Here is a 16311-nt window from a genome sequence, read left to right on the forward strand (position 1 = left end):
TTAATGAACAAAAGCATACTAAAACAATAAAAAAATACTTGCTATTCATTGGTAAAAGTTAATTCGCCCATTTCTATGGTGTTTTCATCGCCGTAATCAATAAGTATAGTCGCTGTATATTTTCCTTTTTCAATAGCTTCGGGCAATGCAATAATCATTTTGCGATTGTCTGCCGGCATGGTGTAAAAGATTATATGATCAATAATTGTTTTCTTACCCGTTTGCGTGTTTAACAGTTCCGGATACACAATACCATCTGCCCAAATGTTTCCTGTATTTTTAAAGTACAATTCAATTTGATTGCTTTTTTTATCGAACAGAATATTCTCTATTTCTAATTTTCGATTTTTAATTGCTTGGGTTCTATGGAACAATTTAATGCCCGAACGAACACTTACTTTTATATTGGCGCCGCGGCTGTCCACATCATCAATTGGATTCATTTGGGTTACATACAACATAGCCGTGTGCACGGGAATATCGTCTTTAAAAGTGTTTGGAACCGTAATGTTTACTTCGATTTCTTTTTGCTCGCCAGGTTTTAGTGAAAAATAACTATCTTTTTTGCTAATGCTCACCCAACCCGCACACGATGTTGCCAAACTATCAGCCGCATACATCATATTTTCGCCCAAATCATTGTATTGCCAATCGCCCAAACTCACTGCAAGATCCATTACATGCGCGGCACTTACATTGGTAACAACTACTTTTTGCCTACTGCTTTGCCCGGCATCTGATTCATAATAAAGACGGGGCGGCGAAACCGAAACACCGGTTTGGGCAAAAACTCCAAAACACCAGCAAAAGGTTACTAAAAGAAAGGCTGTTATTTTCATAAAAAAAACGAAAAGAAATTATTTAAAAAAAGTGCTACAAATCATGCAGCACTTTTATATGTAATTTGTTTAGGCTATTATTTAGCGTAAATGGTATAAGTTACTGTAGTTGTAAACGTTGTTGGGGTTTGGTTTGCCACATATTTGTCAAGATATGCATCGTTCCCAGCAGCTTTGTATTCAATGTCGATATTTTTATCTCTTGCTCCTTTTGTAGATGATGCAATAACACCTTCTGTAGCAGACAATTCAATGTTTTGGCTGTATTGTGCATCTGCTAACGCATCCTGTGTACCCGCTAAAGCAGTAAGTTTGATTGTTGCTGCAGCAATATTTCCATTAGGACCCGCTGTTCCAGAATTTGTTAATTCAGAGCCACTTGCTTTCACTTTCACTTCAAAACCACCCGTACTGAAAATATTCAAATGGTTTTCTTGTCTTGAAGATACCCCATCGTTGTAGTGTTGCTTTGTTGTGTAATCTAAATTAACTGTTTTCTGTTGTGGATTCACTACTAATGTTTGAATAGGATTTAGTCGCACATTTAAAGTTACGTTGTCAGTTTGTGCTTGAGCTGTGATTCCACATAAAACTACTAAAGATGCAATTACTAATTTTTTCATTTTTTTCTTATTTTTTATTTTGTTGCTTAATTCTTTTTATTATATTTGATAGTTGGAAATACTTACTTCTAAATTCGGATACAAAAGTACCGCATAGCATTTTTATGCTACTTATTAAAATATGCATAAAACTTGTAGTTTTTTACTTGTTTGAATTCCTTATTAAATTTTGAAGAAAAAATTGATACACAACAAACTGATAAACAGTCGTTTATTGTGAAATAATCGTATAAACAATTGTGTAGCTTTTGTTGATAACCGAGTTACTGTTCGCAAAATCAGCAAAAGTGTCATTGGCAGCACCTTTATAGCTAATGTTTACATTTTTATTGATGGCTCCTTTGGTAGCAGATATAATGGGCTGTGCTGTTTCGGAAATGTTTTTTTGAGTATAAACCGCATGCGAGTTGCTTAAAGGTTGAGAACCTGATGTGGGCAAAACAGCGATATTTTCAAAAGTTTTATCGGTTGCAGAAGCAGCAATTGCATTTACTTTTACCTGAAAGCCGCCTGTGCTGTATATGGTTAAATGGTCTTTTTGTTCAGAAACCACACCGTTTTTGTAGTCTTCGCGGGTGTTGTATGATAAATCTACACTTTTTTGTTCTGCGTTAACAACTAATGTTTGTATCGGATATAAGTTCACGTTCAGCGTTACACTACTTTGTGCCTGAACCGCAAAACTAAAAAAATGTAGTGCAATGACCGCTATTCCGTTTTTTATAAACATACGTCCGATAATTAATCGGTTTAACAATTAATATGTTAAATATAACGAAATAATTCTGATCAAAAACAGACAATTATCATTTATTTACAAAAAAATAATCATTAAAAAACCTTACACATTGATACTCTTTAGGTTCCTAACACAGTGTTTACTTCCTCCCGAATCATGCGTGGATTTTTGTGGGTGTATTTCTTTATGAATGTACTAAAGTTTGCTTCGTCATTAAACCCTAATTGGTAAGCTATTTCTGAAACGGTATAGTTGGAGTGTTTTAACATTCGAGTGCCTTCACCCACTATTTTATCAATAATCACTTGTTTGGCACTTTTCCCTAAAACAGATTCTGTCATTTCACTTAATCGGCGTGGTGTGATATGCAGCAAATCGGCATAAAAACTCACTTGCTTTTCTGTTTGATAATTTCGTTGCAACAACACCCGGAAACGGTTTACGATGTCTAGAAAAGTGAACTTACGCGTATCGTTGATTTCGCATACTTTTTCATCTACATAAAACAACCCGTCAAGCAGTAGCGCTTCTACGCAATTGTGTGCAACAGAAATATACAAGCCATTGTTCTGTTTGGTTTTATAAAGAGCCAAACGGTTTATAATCAATTTTAAAACTTCATCAATAGGGATAGAAGCTTGCGTGGTAACAAAAGGCAAAGCGGTATTAAAAAACAAATCAGAATGCAGCAACAAGGTGTCTTTTGCAGATCGTTCGAAAAAAGAAGAAGAAAATGTTAAGGCATACACATTCCCTTCTGCATTACAATTGGGACAAAACACAATATCTTTTGCCGGTCCTAAAAAAGTAAGACTTCCCTTTTTTACCTTGTAATCAATTCCTTGTATGGTAAATTGGGCTTCGCTAACAGCAATTAAGATTACAAAATAATCTAAGGTATTAAAGGCACGGCTGCCATTATTCCTTTTAATTAAAACATCTACCGAATTTACGCTGAAACCGTTTTCATTGAGTTCATCTGTAATTTTATACATAATACTTTTATTGGGCCTGTTGAAACAACACTTTAAAATCACTAAAATTTTCTGTTGAAATGTACTGATTTTCTACTATACTACCAATAACATATAGCATTTTTATGCTATATTAACAATAAAATCACATAAGTTTCGGAAAAACGAACAAATGAATGGCTTAAGCGATGCGTTTTCCTACAATTTTCAACCCAAACTCTTGCCCATCAAGCATTGCAATATTTGGCAAAGTTGCCCAATCGCTAAATCCTAAATCTTTAAAAAGTTTTAAACTGGGGTGATTGTGCGCAAAAATAAATCCCAATAAGGTTTTTATGCCAAACTCGGGAGCCGTTTCCATACAATATTGTAAAATTTGCTTGCCATACCCCTTTTTTCGTTGTGCTTCATGCAAATAAATACTAATTTCGGCAGTAGCGTTGTATGCCGGCCGACCATAAAACGATTGAAAACTCACCCACCCCACTAACTCATTGCGGTTGTTTTCCACCATCCACAAAGGCCGTGTGGAAACGTTGTGTTCGTAAAACCATTTCTGTTTGCTCTCCACAGAAACCATTTCTGTATCGGCAGTAACCATTCGGGAAGCAATGGTAGAATTGTATATGGCAACAATTTCAGAAAGGTCTTCTATGGTTGCATTTCGGTAGGATAATGAGCTCATTTACTTTTTTTGTTGTGTGTCGATATTCTTTATTTGATCCATTGTTTCGGTTAACGCCAATTGATACCACTGTTCCATTAAAGGAAAAATGTATTGCGCCACTTTTTCGATAGGTTTGTAAAAAACAGATGTATCTAATGTTTCTTCCGACACAATAAGGTTGTTGTAATTAATCTTTTGGAATACATTCAAAAAAACCGATATAATCAACAGCATTTTCAATCCTTCAAAAACAGCACCGAGCAACTTATTCACAAAACCCAATGCCAAACTTTCAGCTATTTTGGTTAATGCTTTTCCCAAGAAAAAAAGCGACACCAACACAATAATAAAAGTAAGCATAAAAGCCACCACCGTTAACGTTTCAGGGTTCCATTGTGTGTGTATTGTTAAAAAACCACGAACATAAAACGAAAAACGCAACGACAGATAAATTCCGGCGATTAGTGCCACAAACGAAACTACCGAAACCACCAAACCGTTTTTCACGCCTTTAAACAAAGCATAGCCCAATAAAACGGCAATTATTAAATCTACAACAATCATAACTATAAAATAAAATACAAATATAAAGCAGTTTCGGTATTAAGAAATATCTTTGTAGCTCAATAAAAAATTTATGACACGAGACGAACAACTAAAAGAGCGATGGAGCGTTTTGGTAGAAAAACTATCCAAACAATTTGCAGACGGCGATGCTTTAGATGTTGATGGAATCACCTATTTAATTGGCATACAAGAACTTGGTAAGTTCAATAAAAAATTTAAGAAAGACGAGAAAGTAAACATTATGCACATAGCCATTTGCCGTTTGCTGGAACCTTTTGGCTACTATGAATTTTCGCACTATGATGCAGACGGTTGGCCACATTATACCGTAAAAGATCAGTTGCCCCACCTAAAAGCAGGCGAACAAACCATATTAATGAAAGATGCCATTGTGCAGTATTTTTTAGAGAATGGCTATATTGACTAATTTTTAACCTTTCTAATTTTCAGCATCGCCCAAAAAGCGTAAATTTGCAACAATTACCTGTTTTATAAAACAATGATAGATAAAATTAAAGAACTGATTGGCGAAGCAGAAGCTTTTACCACTACTGATAAAGATGCTTTAGAAGCTTTTAGAATTAAGTTTATTTCTAAAAAAGGCTTGATTAATGAGATTTTTGCCGAGTTTAAAAATGTTCCAAACGAGCAAAAGAAAGCATTTGGACAGGCAATAAACACCTTAAAAAATGCCGTAGAAAACAAAATTAAAACCATACAAGATGCATTGGAATCTAAAGAAGATGCAATTGGGATTTATGGCGATTTAACTCGTCCGGGAACACCCGTGCAAATTGGTGCGCGCCACCCCATATCGTTGGTAAAAAATCAGGTGATTGATGTCTTCTCGAACATTGGTTTTAACGTTTCCGAAGGTCCAGAAATAGAAGACGATTGGCACAACTTTGAAGCCTTGAATTTCCCTGAACACCATCCTGCCCGCGACATGCAAGATACCTTTTTCGTGCAAATGAATCCTGATTATTTGTTGCGCACGCACACCTCATCGGTTCAAGTGCGCTATATGGAAAACAACCAACCGCCTATTAGAACCATTTCGCCCGGGCGCGTTTTCCGTAACGAAGCCATTTCGTCGCGTTCGCACTGTATTTTTCATCAGGTAGAAGGATTGTATATAGACAAAGATGTATCGTTTGCCGATTTAAAACAAACACTATTGTATTTCACAAAAGAAATGTTTGGCAAATCGAAAATTCGTTTGCGCCCTTCGTATTTTCCATTTACAGAACCAAGCGCCGAAGTAGATGTTTATTGGGGCTTGAAAACCGAAACCGATTACCGCATTACCAAAGGAACAGGTTGGCTGGAAATTATGGGTTGCGGAATGGTGGATCCCAACGTATTAAAAGCCTCGAACATTAATCCAGAGGAATATTCAGGTTTTGCTTTTGGTATGGGATTAGAGCGCATGGCAATGCTTTTGTATCAAATTGGCGATATTAGAATGTATTTTGAAAATGATGTGCGCTTTTTAGAACAATTTAAGGCAAGTTTTTAGAATTTAGCATATTAAAAATAGGTGAAGCTCTTGTTTATTCAAGAGCTTTTTCTATTTTTGGAAAAAATATTTTATGAATACAACAGATATTGTTCAGAAAAGCAAAGCAAGCAAAGGGTTGCGTTTTGCCAATTATTTAATTGATTTTATTGCAGTTATTATTGTAAGTTTTATTGTAGGTGCCCTTATTGGAATATTATCAGTGTTATTTAATTTTGACATCTCCTTTTTGGACAATGAACTAATAAGTAGGCTGTTTGGTATAATTATTTTTCTGTTTTATTATGTTTGTGTTGAAACATTAACCAAAGGCAGATCCATAGGAAAATATATTACAGGAACCAAAGTAGTTACCGTAGACGGAGAACAACCCGCAAATAGTGTTTTTATAAAAAGAAGTTTTTGCAGACTTATTCCTTTTGAAGCATTTAGTTTTTTAGGCGAAAATGGTTGGCACGATAGCATTCCTAAGAGTGCTGTTGTAGTAAAAAAAGATTTTGAACAAGATTTGTACCTGCATCAATCGGTGAATGCTATTGGAACGTCTGTTGATTAAGTGCAATCCTAGATGTTTTCTTTATTGCTGAAAAACAAACGTTTGGGACCAACAAAAAAGAACACCAAAGCAGTTGCAAACGATATAAATCCAACGTTTACAATAAACCCTAAAGCGAAGCAAATTACCCAGATTAATTTTTCGCCAGCAGGCATTTTTTTGGATTTAAAAATCATAAAATACGCCAAAGCAATATAAAAAACAGATGAAAGCAAACCAGCGGTGATTAAATGGTTTCCGTTTAAAAAGCCAACCTCCATGTGGGTTACTTTAAATACCGACCCCGCCATTAAGATGATAAAACTTAATACAAACGCTATTCTATAATAGGTAAAAAGATTCATACGTTACATTTTTACAAATTTAAACAAATTGAAATCGTTTTTCGGTTTGTCTTATTTCGTTTTTAAACTTGGGTTTTATTATTTTGAAAAATACATGAAAAAGTATAAAATGAAGCAAAAAGAATAATGATAGAAAATGCATACCTAACACGGATAATTCATTCGAAGATTCAAAAAAATGACCAAACATATTAAAATAAAAACCTCCAAATCCAATAATTGGCAAAGAAAAAACCGATTGTGCCACAGATTGTATTAGCCAAGTGCGTTGCTTGTTTTTCTGTTCCTTTTTAATTATTAACATAAACCTAAATCCGTCTATTGTCAAATAAAGAAACGATATAAACATAATTGCTAACAATACATTTTCCGCCCAGTATGTATAATAGTTTAAAAGATAAAAAATACCTAAATAAAATACTGCAGTTATGATAACTTTAGGAATAGACACAAATCTCAATACTTCATTCCAAAGCATTTTATTGTAATACTTATGTAATTGCGCCTGTTTCTGTTCAACCAAACCTGTAAATCCAAAAACACCAAACTTTTTAAACTCGGTTTGCAAAGCGTCTTCAAACAAAATGTTGGGGTTTTCTTTCCATTGATCTTCAATAGCATTTGCCAAATGATCAACTAATTCCACCTGCACATCGTAATGTTCTACAAAGTGTTTTTTAGTAAAAGTGAATAATTGTTCTATTTGTTCTACTGATAACTTCATTACATTACTTTTAAGAGTTGATTTTCTATTTTTACATTTTTATACATTAAAATGCTTCTTAATGACAAAATAACTGTTGTATGAATAATTACCCATAATAAAGGTTGACTTTTTGTGTCTCCATCGTAAACATTTAAACCAATTGCAATAGAAATAAACAAAATCAACAGAAGGGAATAGGTAAATAATCTATCTGTTGCATAAATACTTAAAGTTGTTTTAAATTTATTTTTTCTTGCTTTAAAATTCAAAAACAAGCATGACAAAACACCTATAAATTCTATAAAATATATTAAGAAACCTACTTCTACTTCTTTTCTTTGTAAAAACATAATTCCAACCGTAAGTATTAATGTAAAAGGAATTGCACTAAAATTATATTTCCAATCTAACGATTTCCATAGCTTGCAAACCATATAAGGTACATTTTCATATCTACTCCAGCTTTTTGGTAAAATCATTGGATTCCAACGCGTCATTACTTTTACAAATGCAGTATCAAATAATAACCTATTATTCTCTATTTCAACTTCAATCTCTGATGCTATATGATCGGTAAGTTCCATTCTAACATCATCAAAATCTTTAAAATTACATTTTACAATCAATGCTGTTTCAATGAAGTGTATTTGTTCTACTGATAATTTCATTAATAATCTAATTTTAAATGGGGACTTGTTACAATATTTTGCATGTTTCGAATAAAATTCTCTAACTCTTCCATACGCGAAACGGTTTCTCTTACCCCACTTTCGGTAAGCTTATAGTATTTACGAACCCGACCATCTACACGATCCATTTCTACATCTAAAAAACCATCTGCCTCCATCTTGTGCAATGCCGGATATAAAGCGCCTTCGGTGATATTCATTTCACCTTGGGTGATTTCTTTCACCTTTTGAGTGATTTCGTAACCATACATCTTTCCATTTTGCTCTAGAAGTTTCATAATAATGGTGTTTAAACTTCCTTTGTACAATTGTTGTTGCTTTTTCATATACTTATGACTTTTAGGTATAACAAATATACATCATTTTTTTATGCATCCAAATATTAGGTATAATTTTATTTTGAAAATGATAAATATCATTAGTAAGCCATTGTAATTTTGTATTTTTGCAGAAATTCAATCAAAATGTCAAAATTCAATCCTTTAAAGGTTAAAGAAATACGAAGAGAAACACCATTGGCTGTTTCGATTGTTTTTGATGTTCCCGATCATTTAAAAGCAGATTTCGCACTTTTTCTTTGTGCCTTTCAAGGTTGTTGTTTCGCTCTATGCTCCAATTTCCTTTTGCTTTAAAACAAATGCCCCGAAGCGGACATCCTTGACAATTTCCAGCCTGATAGTGTGATAAATACTGTGTGTATCTGGCTTGTGTTGTTTTTGTGCTTTCGTGGGTTTTGTGCATTTTTTGTCCCATCCCACACACATAATAATCGTATTCTTGGTTGTAATAAAGGTTTTCTTTGCTGAATGTTTTGTGCATTTTTTGGTAATTTTTATCTTGTTCTTTGTCAAAAGTATTGTACTTCACATAAAGCGTTAGCTCTTCTTTTTCAAGGTAATCATAGTTTTCTTCGCTTCCGTACCCCGTATCGGCTGTGATTGTTTCTATATTTTTAAAGATTGCTTCGCCAAAGGTTTCTTTCAGGTTTTCTAAATGTGGTTTTAATGTCTTTGTATCTGTTGGATTTTGGTAGATGGTGTAATTAACAATGATTTGATTTTCGGTTGATGTTTGTGCTCAGTTAATGGTATTGTGATCAACGATAGTCATTCCCGTTAGCCACATAAAGTTGATGTTCTCTCTGATAGCTAATTTTATTTTTCGGGAAGAATAAATATCGGTCATGTAGGCGTACAACATTACTTTTAAGAGCATTTTGGATGATAGTCAGGATTGTCCTCTTTACTGTATGCTTTTAACAAAGGTTGAATATTGATAGATTCAACCACTTGGTCCACTACCCGAACGGGATGTCTTTCTGAAATAAAGTCGTTAAACGAATAAGGTAAAAGTGTGGTTTGACGTTGATTGTAATGTTTGAAATTTATGTATAACCATCTTTATATAAGGTATATATAAGCAAAATAACATTTTTTTATGCAAGAAAATTACATAAAAAAACCGTCTCTAGTTGTGAGACGACTTCTGGTTATAATTATTGCAATTCTTCGGGAACATTATATAACCCACTTTTTGTAATAATCATTAACAATGTATGGGTTTTTCTATCTACAGTTACTGTTGCACCTGCTCCTCATATAGGAGGATTAAAACTAAAATGAACGGTGTATTCAAATTCAATATCAGGATTTATTTCCTAGTATACTCCAATATAATTATACTCTGCTAATAAATCTAGAACCTTTAAGGCTTTAGTTGCTTTTTCAATTATTTCTTTATCTGTCATAGTTTGTAATTTTTAAATTTTATAATAAGTTCTGATAACATTTCAACTCCGTCTTTAGCGACTTTACCAATTATGTCATTTGATAATAATGTTTTATATGCCTCAATTCATTTTTAGATAAATTTAATTTTCCTGCATTTTCTAACAATCTTTCAGCAAGGAGCAGATATGTCAAGAAACATCGGTGTGCGTATTGTACACAAGTTTTTTAAAGTAACAAAAGATTTTCACGGCGATAAATTTTTTACGGTAGAAAATGGCGTAAAAATGGTTACGCCACTGTTTGTAGCTTTAGCTGTAATAGAAATCACCGATTTGGTATTCGCAGTAGATAGCATTCCTGCTATTTTTGCCATCGCCCCAGACGATCCATTTATACTTTATACATCGAACATTTTTGCAATTTTAGGATTGCGTTCTATGTATTTCCTACTAGCCAATTCCATGGATATGTTTTCTAAACTGCATTATGGTTTGGCAATTATTTTGGCATTCATCGGAGTAAAAATGATTATTATGCCTTATTATCATTTCGATTCCTCTGTATCGTTAACCATCATTGGTTCGGTATTGGCTATCTCGGTTATATGGTCTTTAATATCAAACAGAAAACAGAAAGAAGCATAAAGGAACGCCCGATTTTTATTGAATTCATAATATTCACAGGTTAAGGATGATGCTGAATGTTTTTGTATATTGATCAAGCTGTCCAAAAATTGGTGAAACCTTTGTTTTTTTTAAATCTTATGAAAAACCGTTTCAATTTTCACATCGGCAAAACTGCGGAACATGTGCATAACGCCGCAATATTTTTCCACTGAAAGTTGAACAGCGCGGTTTAGTTTTTCTTCGTTTAAATTGCTTCCATAGAAATGATAGGTAACCATAACTTTGTTATAAACCTGTGGTTCGGTATCGGTTAAAAAACCTTGGGTTTCAATGTTGAAATCGGTGACTTCTAATCGCATTTTTTTAATCAGCGATGCAACATCCAAGCCCGAACAGCCGGCTAAAGCCGATAGCATTAACGCTTTTGGCCGTAATCCGTTGTTTGTTCCGCCCACTTCTTCTGCTGCATCAATCATTAACGAACCGCCCGGATTGGTCGATTCAAATTGCATATTTCCTTTCCAAGTGGTGGTGATTTTATGGCTACTCATTTTTATTCTTTTTTTCTTTTTGCTTTCCTGCTACAATTACAACTATTTCGCCTTTTGGTGGTTTGGTTTCAAAATGTTGCAACACTTCTTCTACCGACCCGCGTATGGTTTCTTCGTGCAGTTTTGATAATTCGCGCGATACCGAAACTTGGCGTTCTTTCCCAAAATAGGTTTCAAACTCTGTTAATGTTTTTAGCAGTTTATGCGGAGATACATACAGAATCATGGTTCGGGTTTCTTCTGCCAATGCCAAATAGCGTGTTTGTCGTCCTTTTTTATCAGGCAAAAATCCTTCGAAAACAAATTTATCGTTTGGCAAACCACTGTTTACCAATGCCGGTACAAACGCCGTGGCACCCGGTAAACATTCCACAGGTATATCGTTTTCTACACAAGCACGCGTTAATAAAAATCCGGGGTCTGAAATAGCAGGCGTTCCCGCATCAGAAATCAAGGCAATGGTTTGTCCGTTTTTTAATTTTTGCACTGTATGTTCCACTGTTTGGTGCTCGTTGTGCATGTGGTGGCTTTGCATATGTGTAGCAATTTCAAAATGTTTCAACAATTTACTACTGGTGCGTGTGTCTTCTGCTAAAATTAAATCGACTTCTTTTAAGACCTTGATGGCTCTAAAAGTCATGTCTTCTAAGTTGCCAATGGGCGTTGGCACAATGTATAATTTACTCATTTGTTGAGTTTCTTTTTTTATTTTTTCCACAGATGCACGGATCTATCTTTAAAATAATCTTTCACCACATAGACTTATAGAAAATATAGCTTTTATAAAGACTTTTTAGTTGCTCATAGTTTTTAAGCATAGCTTAAAAAATGGTCTATGTTTTCTAAGAAATCAAAACATTATTTCAATGTGGTTTATGAATTATCACCCTTTTTGGATTAAATTTATCTTTCATCTGTGTATATCAAACTTACTACAAAAATCTTTTTTCAACCAACTGCATGAAACGGTTTTCGTAATCTTCTTTTCCGTTCCAGTTGTTAAATTCGGGCTTCACTAGATCATCAATAAAATCTTTGGCTTCTTCGTAACTTTCAATGGTGTTTAATTGCGAAATCACTCGGTTTAAATCGTCGCTGCTTCCGTTAAACAAGTTTTTTTCAAAGGCTATCCTGTCGTTCAAACCAATCGAAATTTTATTGGCAAACGCATCGTTTATCGATTTATTTAAAGGTATTTGACGGTAATTTTCTGTCGATTTATCTGCTGACTGATTGGTTACAAAGTGTTGAGATCCTTTAAACGTATCTTCCTTTTTTTCGTTGGAATCATTCGTATTAAAAAGTTCGTTGTGCGGAATAGAAAAAACGGGATCAATCTCTAACGTAGCGCGTTCAACCGCTTCTTTTGCGTCTTCAACAGGATTTAGCTGTTCCACGTTTTTTATTTCTTCCTCGATAGCATCAATAGTTTTTATGGTTTCATGAAGCGATGGCGTAAACTCCACCACATCATCTTCTTGAATTTCTGGTTCTTCTTCGCTTTCCAATTCGTGTATCTTCAAAACCGAATCTTCAACCGGAGGTGCGGCATCAATAGCAGCTGCATTTGTAACGCTTAATTCAATCGGCGTAATTAATTCTTCTTCAAAAGAAACCACATCATCTTTCCTATCTTCGCTCAAAAAAATACTGCTTGATGGTTCTTCAGTGACCTCTTCTAACAATTTTTCAGGAGTGATTGATGGATCCAATCGAAACTTATTATCTTCATAAAACTGCAACAAAATCAATTTATTATGCAACAATTCAGTTTCTTTCAATAGCGAAGAAATTTCGGATTTATCTTTTAACTTTAAGATTCTGTGTGCAATACTTATTAAATCTGATTCAATGATTTTCTTCATAACTTTAAATTTTTACCAATTATTTTTTGATAAATTTGCAAGATACAAAGTAACAGAAAAAACTGTTTTAAACAACTTATATTTGCTAAAATGTTTCTTGAAAATCCTGTAAATCATAAAGAACAATTTGGATGGATCGAAGTGATCTGTGGGTCTATGTTTTCGGGAAAAACCGAAGAATTGATTCGTAGATTGCGTAGGGCACAATTTGCCAAACAGCGTGTAGAAATTTTCAAACCTGCTGTAGACACGCGCTATGACGACGAATTGGTGGTTTCGCACCAGGGAAACGAAATTAGATCTACTCCCGTTCCTGCTGCTGCAAACATCCGTATTTTGGCCGATGGTTGTGATGTGATTGGGATTGATGAAGCGCAGTTTTTTGACGATGAAATCGTAACGGTTTGCAATGATTTAGCAAATGCGGGAATCCGAGTGATTGTTGCAGGGTTGGATATGGATTTTAAAGGACAACCTTTTGGCCCCATGCCTGCTTTAATGGCAACTGCCGAGTACGTGACTAAAGTTCATGCGGTTTGCACACGCACCGGAAATTTAGCAAATTATAGTTTTAGAAAAGCAGCCAACGATAATTTGGTTATGCTGGGCGAAACCAATGAATACGAGCCTTTAAGTCGTGCCGCTTATTATAAGGCGATGCGGGAAAATCAGTAGGTTTTATTAAATACCTACAAGGTTTAAAAAACCTTGCAGGATGCTGTTACTTCAAAACATACCGCACATTTAGTTTGGTATTGGTATCCAAAACACCTTCTAACGGTTGGTATTTTAAAACACCTTCTTTGGTTAGTTCTATAATTTTTACTTTATCTTTTTCAAACCACGTAATTTGATATTCCAAATCTGTAGGTTTTATTTCTAAAGCATTGTTGTTTTCTCCGGCACTACTAACCATTGGCGCGCCATAAAACTGATTGTAGTAATCGTATAAATCAAAAGTTAGAGGCTCATTTGCTGTTGCTTGCAATGGCATTAATACATTTGGTGCCACAAACATTTGTGTTTTAGACAATTGCTCTTTTCGCAATACCTCTTGATTGGATTGGTTCAATTGTTGTTCGATCCATTCTTTATATGTTCCTTCAAAACCTTTTTCTTTTGCATGCTCGTAGGCTTTTTCACCATCGGTTCCTATTACTGATTCTACCCATTCAGTAAATGTTCCGTAAAAACCGTGTTTTAAGGCCATTTCGTAAGGCGAGCTTCCTTTCGATGTTTTCAATGACTGAATCCATTCGGTTACAATTGCTGTGGTTTTATCGCGTTTGGCAATTTCCACATCCACTTCGCGCCCCCAAAGCATTTTCATCCACTCTTCTTCTGTGCCTTTATAACCTTTGTCAACCGCTTGCTGGTATGCCGTTTTTCCTCCTTTTGCATCAATCATTTCAACCCATTCGGTTACCGTTCCGTCAAAACCTTCGTTCACCGCAATTTCGTAATCGTTGCTTGGATTTGGGATAATCAGTGTGTTTTTTGCTGCAATTTTCACAGGAACCTCCTCTGTAATCTGCTCTTCAACTTTTGGTTTTTCCACCACTATTTCAGGCTGATTATCAACAACGGTATTTTGTGTTGGATCAAAGGGTATTTCTTCACGTTTTACTACTTCAACCACATCCATCACGTCTAACAAAACCGATTGTGGGTTTTCGCTGGTAATCAAAACCTGTTCGTTGCCATTTAGCTTTGGTAATTCTGCTGCCACAGCTCCTTCTTCTTTTACAGAAACTACTGTATTTTCTTCTTTTTCAATTACAGTTTGAGCCTCTTCTTTTGGTACTTCCACCACATCGATCACATCTAAAACAACTGGTTTTTTCTCTGCAATCACCTCAACAGGCTTGGTATAAGTAATCACATTTTGCTTTTGAATGGTTTGCGAAAGTGTTACAAAATCAGACGGAGAAACAATGTAACTATCAAGTGCTTCAATCGGAAAAAGGTAAACCACATCGTTAACGTCTTTTATTTTTAAAGGATTTTTGTTATCCTTCGATATGGTAAAAAGTGTTTTAAAATCTTGATAAGGTATAAAAAGATCCTTACTGTTTAAAATTTCATACCATTGATCATCTACCCACATAAAAAAACCTTCTTTCACAAAGTGTTCTTTTGGGTGAACTAAAATGTTGTATCCAAAATCATTGGCATCAGCAACTGCTTTTTTCTGTACATCTTCAATCTGCAAATAAGGCGCTGCATAGTAAACCGTATTTGTTTGCTGTGCCGATACCGCAAAAGAAAAACTAAATAAGGTTATGAAATATTTAAACATGTTTGTGCTTTTAAAACGGTGCAAATGTACATATTTATCAAAAATAAATCACAAATTGCCAACATGCTTTATATTTGTATTAACAAACAATTTTTTTAATGGAACAATCAGCATACGTTACAACTACAATTAAAGACCAAATTGCTGTGGTGGAATTCTTTCATCCGGCAAGTAATTCCTTTCCAAGCTCTCAATTGGCAGAACTTGCAAACACGTTAAACAACTTGAATAACCAGCAGCATATTGCGGTTATTGTACTAAAAAGTGCAGGCGAAAAAGCATTTTGTGCAGGTGCATCGTTTGATGAATTGTTGCAAGTGAATAATCTGGAACAAGGCGAACAATTTTTTAGCGGGTTTGCCAATGTGATAAACGCCATGCGAAAATCAAACAAAATTATTGTGGGACGCATTCAAGGAAAAACTGTGGGTGGTGGCGTTGGTTTGGCAGCAGCCTGCGATTATACATTTGCTACCAAAAACGCTTCGATTAAATTATCAGAACTGGCAATTGGTATTGGTCCGTTTGTGATTGAACCTGCCGTGAGCCGCAAAATTGGAAAACCTGCTTTAGCCGAAATGACTTTAGACGCCCAAAATTGGAAAACTGCCAATTGGGCTTTTGACAATAAATTATTCACAGAATTGTTTGACGATGCCGCACAAATGGATAAAGCCTTGGAACAATTCACTACCCGTTTAAGCAGTTACAATCCGGAAGCTTTATATGAAATGAAAAAAGTTTTATGGGAAGGAACCGAAAATTGGGATACACTTTTAAAAGAACGCGCTGCGATTTCGGGCAAATTGGTTTTATCTGATTTTACTGTGAATGCATTGCATGCTTTTAAAGGAAAATAATATAAAAGTTGTCATTCTGAACGAAGTGAAGAATCTTTGCTTAAGATTCCTCCTTTGTAGGAATGACAGCTTTTGTCAAGCCGAATTTGATTCAGCTTCTCATCCAGCATACTTTATTAAATTCTGTGGTAATCTGTGTATGTGTGGTTTTTAGCCA

21 protein-coding genes and 2 pseudogenes are annotated in these 16311 nt (G+C 34.8%); 6 read left to right on the plus strand and 17 right to left on the minus strand.

Translation table 11 applies throughout. The features are described 5' to 3' along the window. Positions 1 to 41: 41 nt before the first annotated feature. The 6 genes from NPX36_RS03780 to NPX36_RS03805 all read right to left on the minus strand — a co-directional run bounded on the left by NPX36_RS03780 (position 42) and on the right by NPX36_RS03805 (position 4406). Positions 42 to 839 (minus strand): fimbrial biogenesis chaperone, encoded by a 798-nt coding sequence (locus NPX36_RS03780; protein ID WP_257500083.1) that lies wholly within the window; start codon positions 837 to 839, stop codon positions 42 to 44. Between the two features lie 77 nt (positions 840 to 916). Beyond that, positions 917 to 1462: a hypothetical protein gene (locus NPX36_RS03785; protein ID WP_257500084.1), complete on the minus strand. Its 546-nt coding sequence runs from the start codon at positions 1460 to 1462 to the stop codon at positions 917 to 919. 211 nt (positions 1463 to 1673) lie between these two features. After that, entirely contained in the window at positions 1674 to 2219 is a 546-nt protein-coding gene (locus tag NPX36_RS03790) for a hypothetical protein (protein WP_257500085.1), read from the minus strand. Positions 2220 to 2320: 101 nt separating this feature from the next. Next, entirely contained in the window at positions 2321 to 3196 is an 876-nt protein-coding gene (locus NPX36_RS03795) for a helix-turn-helix domain-containing protein (RefSeq protein ID WP_257500086.1), read from the minus strand. A gap of 160 nt (positions 3197 to 3356) precedes the next feature. Beyond that, positions 3357 to 3860: a GNAT family N-acetyltransferase gene (locus tag NPX36_RS03800; protein WP_257500087.1), complete on the minus strand. Its 504-nt coding sequence runs from the start codon at positions 3858 to 3860 to the stop codon at positions 3357 to 3359. Then, entirely contained in the window at positions 3861 to 4406 is a 546-nt protein-coding gene (locus tag NPX36_RS03805) for a CvpA family protein (protein WP_257500088.1), read from the minus strand. A gap of 73 nt (positions 4407 to 4479) precedes the next feature. On the opposite strand from NPX36_RS03805, the gene NPX36_RS03810 reads away from it, so the two are divergent. The 3 genes from NPX36_RS03810 (at position 4480) to NPX36_RS03820 (ending at position 6484) form a co-directional block, all read left to right on the plus strand. Continuing rightward, on the plus strand, positions 4480 to 4836 hold the full coding sequence (locus NPX36_RS03810; RefSeq protein ID WP_257500089.1) for a hypothetical protein: 357 nt from the start codon (positions 4480 to 4482) through the stop codon (positions 4834 to 4836). Positions 4837 to 4908: 72 nt separating this feature from the next. Then, complete coding sequence (pheS, locus tag NPX36_RS03815) at positions 4909 to 5928, plus strand: phenylalanine--tRNA ligase subunit alpha (protein WP_257500090.1); 1020 nt, start codon at positions 4909 to 4911, stop codon at positions 5926 to 5928. Positions 5929 to 6001: 73 nt separating this feature from the next. Further along, the gene (locus tag NPX36_RS03820; RefSeq protein WP_257500091.1) at positions 6002 to 6484 is read left to right on the plus strand and encodes an RDD family protein; all 483 of its coding nucleotides are present in this window, start codon (positions 6002 to 6004) and stop codon (positions 6482 to 6484) included. 8 nt (positions 6485 to 6492) lie between these two features. Here NPX36_RS03820 and NPX36_RS03825 read toward each other — a convergent pair whose 3' ends face one another. From NPX36_RS03825 to NPX36_RS14370, 7 genes and pseudogenes are all read right to left on the minus strand, one after another. Continuing rightward, positions 6493 to 6828: a hypothetical protein gene (locus NPX36_RS03825; RefSeq protein ID WP_257500092.1), complete on the minus strand. Its 336-nt coding sequence runs from the start codon at positions 6826 to 6828 to the stop codon at positions 6493 to 6495. A gap of 19 nt (positions 6829 to 6847) precedes the next feature. Then, on the minus strand, positions 6848 to 7552 hold the full coding sequence (locus tag NPX36_RS03830; RefSeq protein WP_257500093.1) for a hypothetical protein: 705 nt from the start codon (positions 7550 to 7552) through the stop codon (positions 6848 to 6850). Next, positions 7552 to 8202, minus strand: coding sequence for a hypothetical protein (locus NPX36_RS03835; RefSeq protein ID WP_257500094.1), 651 nt, complete (start codon positions 8200 to 8202; stop codon positions 7552 to 7554). Before NPX36_RS03835 ends, NPX36_RS03830 begins: the two co-directional genes overlap by 1 nt. Further along, positions 8202 to 8549, minus strand: coding sequence for a PadR family transcriptional regulator (locus NPX36_RS03840; RefSeq protein WP_257500095.1), 348 nt, complete (start codon positions 8547 to 8549; stop codon positions 8202 to 8204). The genes NPX36_RS03835 and NPX36_RS03840 overlap by 1 nt, the downstream gene beginning before the upstream one ends. Before the next feature lie 163 nt (positions 8550 to 8712). After that, positions 8713 to 8976, minus strand: coding sequence for a transposase (locus NPX36_RS14360; RefSeq protein ID WP_397376461.1), 264 nt, complete (start codon positions 8974 to 8976; stop codon positions 8713 to 8715). A gap of 21 nt (positions 8977 to 8997) precedes the next feature. Then, a pseudogene (locus NPX36_RS14365) lies at positions 8998 to 9282 on the minus strand (transposase); the annotation flags it as partial. An 18-nt stretch (positions 9283 to 9300) separates the two neighbouring features. Then, entirely contained in the window at positions 9301 to 9438 is a 138-nt protein-coding gene (locus NPX36_RS14370) for a transposase (RefSeq protein ID WP_397376457.1), read from the minus strand. A gap of 697 nt (positions 9439 to 10135) precedes the next feature. On the opposite strand from NPX36_RS14370, the pseudogene NPX36_RS03855 reads away from it, so the two are divergent. After that, positions 10136 to 10597: pseudogene (locus tag NPX36_RS03855) on the plus strand (TerC family protein); the annotation flags it as partial. 110 nt (positions 10598 to 10707) lie between these two features. On the opposite strand, the gene NPX36_RS03860 reads toward NPX36_RS03855, so the two are convergent. The 3 genes from NPX36_RS03860 to NPX36_RS03870 form a co-directional block, all read right to left on the minus strand. After that, entirely contained in the window at positions 10708 to 11130 is a 423-nt protein-coding gene (locus NPX36_RS03860; protein WP_257500096.1) for an OsmC family protein, read from the minus strand. Continuing rightward, the gene (gene rsmI, locus NPX36_RS03865) at positions 11123 to 11818 is read right to left on the minus strand and encodes a 16S rRNA (cytidine(1402)-2'-O)-methyltransferase (protein WP_257500097.1); all 696 of its coding nucleotides are present in this window, start codon (positions 11816 to 11818) and stop codon (positions 11123 to 11125) included. Before rsmI ends, NPX36_RS03860 begins: the two co-directional genes overlap by 8 nt. Positions 11819 to 12062: 244 nt before the next feature. Continuing rightward, positions 12063 to 12995, minus strand: a complete 933-nt coding sequence (locus NPX36_RS03870) for a hypothetical protein (RefSeq protein ID WP_257500098.1) — start codon at positions 12993 to 12995, stop codon at positions 12063 to 12065. A 90-nt stretch (positions 12996 to 13085) separates the two neighbouring features. Between NPX36_RS03870 and NPX36_RS03875 the strand changes: the two genes are divergently transcribed. Next, a complete protein-coding gene (locus tag NPX36_RS03875) occupies positions 13086 to 13670 on the plus strand; it encodes a thymidine kinase (RefSeq protein WP_257500099.1) in 585 nt (194 codons plus the stop codon). A gap of 46 nt (positions 13671 to 13716) precedes the next feature. Here NPX36_RS03875 and NPX36_RS03880 read toward each other — a convergent pair whose 3' ends face one another. Beyond that, entirely contained in the window at positions 13717 to 15294 is a 1578-nt protein-coding gene (locus NPX36_RS03880) for a hypothetical protein (protein ID WP_257500100.1), read from the minus strand. Positions 15295 to 15392: 98 nt separating this feature from the next. Here NPX36_RS03880 and NPX36_RS03885 point away from each other — a divergent pair, with 98 nt between their 5' ends. Beyond that, positions 15393 to 16154, plus strand: coding sequence for an enoyl-CoA hydratase/isomerase family protein (locus tag NPX36_RS03885; RefSeq protein WP_257500101.1), 762 nt, complete (start codon positions 15393 to 15395; stop codon positions 16152 to 16154). Positions 16155 to 16311: the final 157 nt, after the last annotated feature.

The sequence above is a fragment of the Paenimyroides aestuarii genome, assembly GCF_024628805.1.
GTDB lineage: Bacteria > Bacteroidota > Bacteroidia > Flavobacteriales > Flavobacteriaceae > Flavobacterium > Flavobacterium aestuarii_A.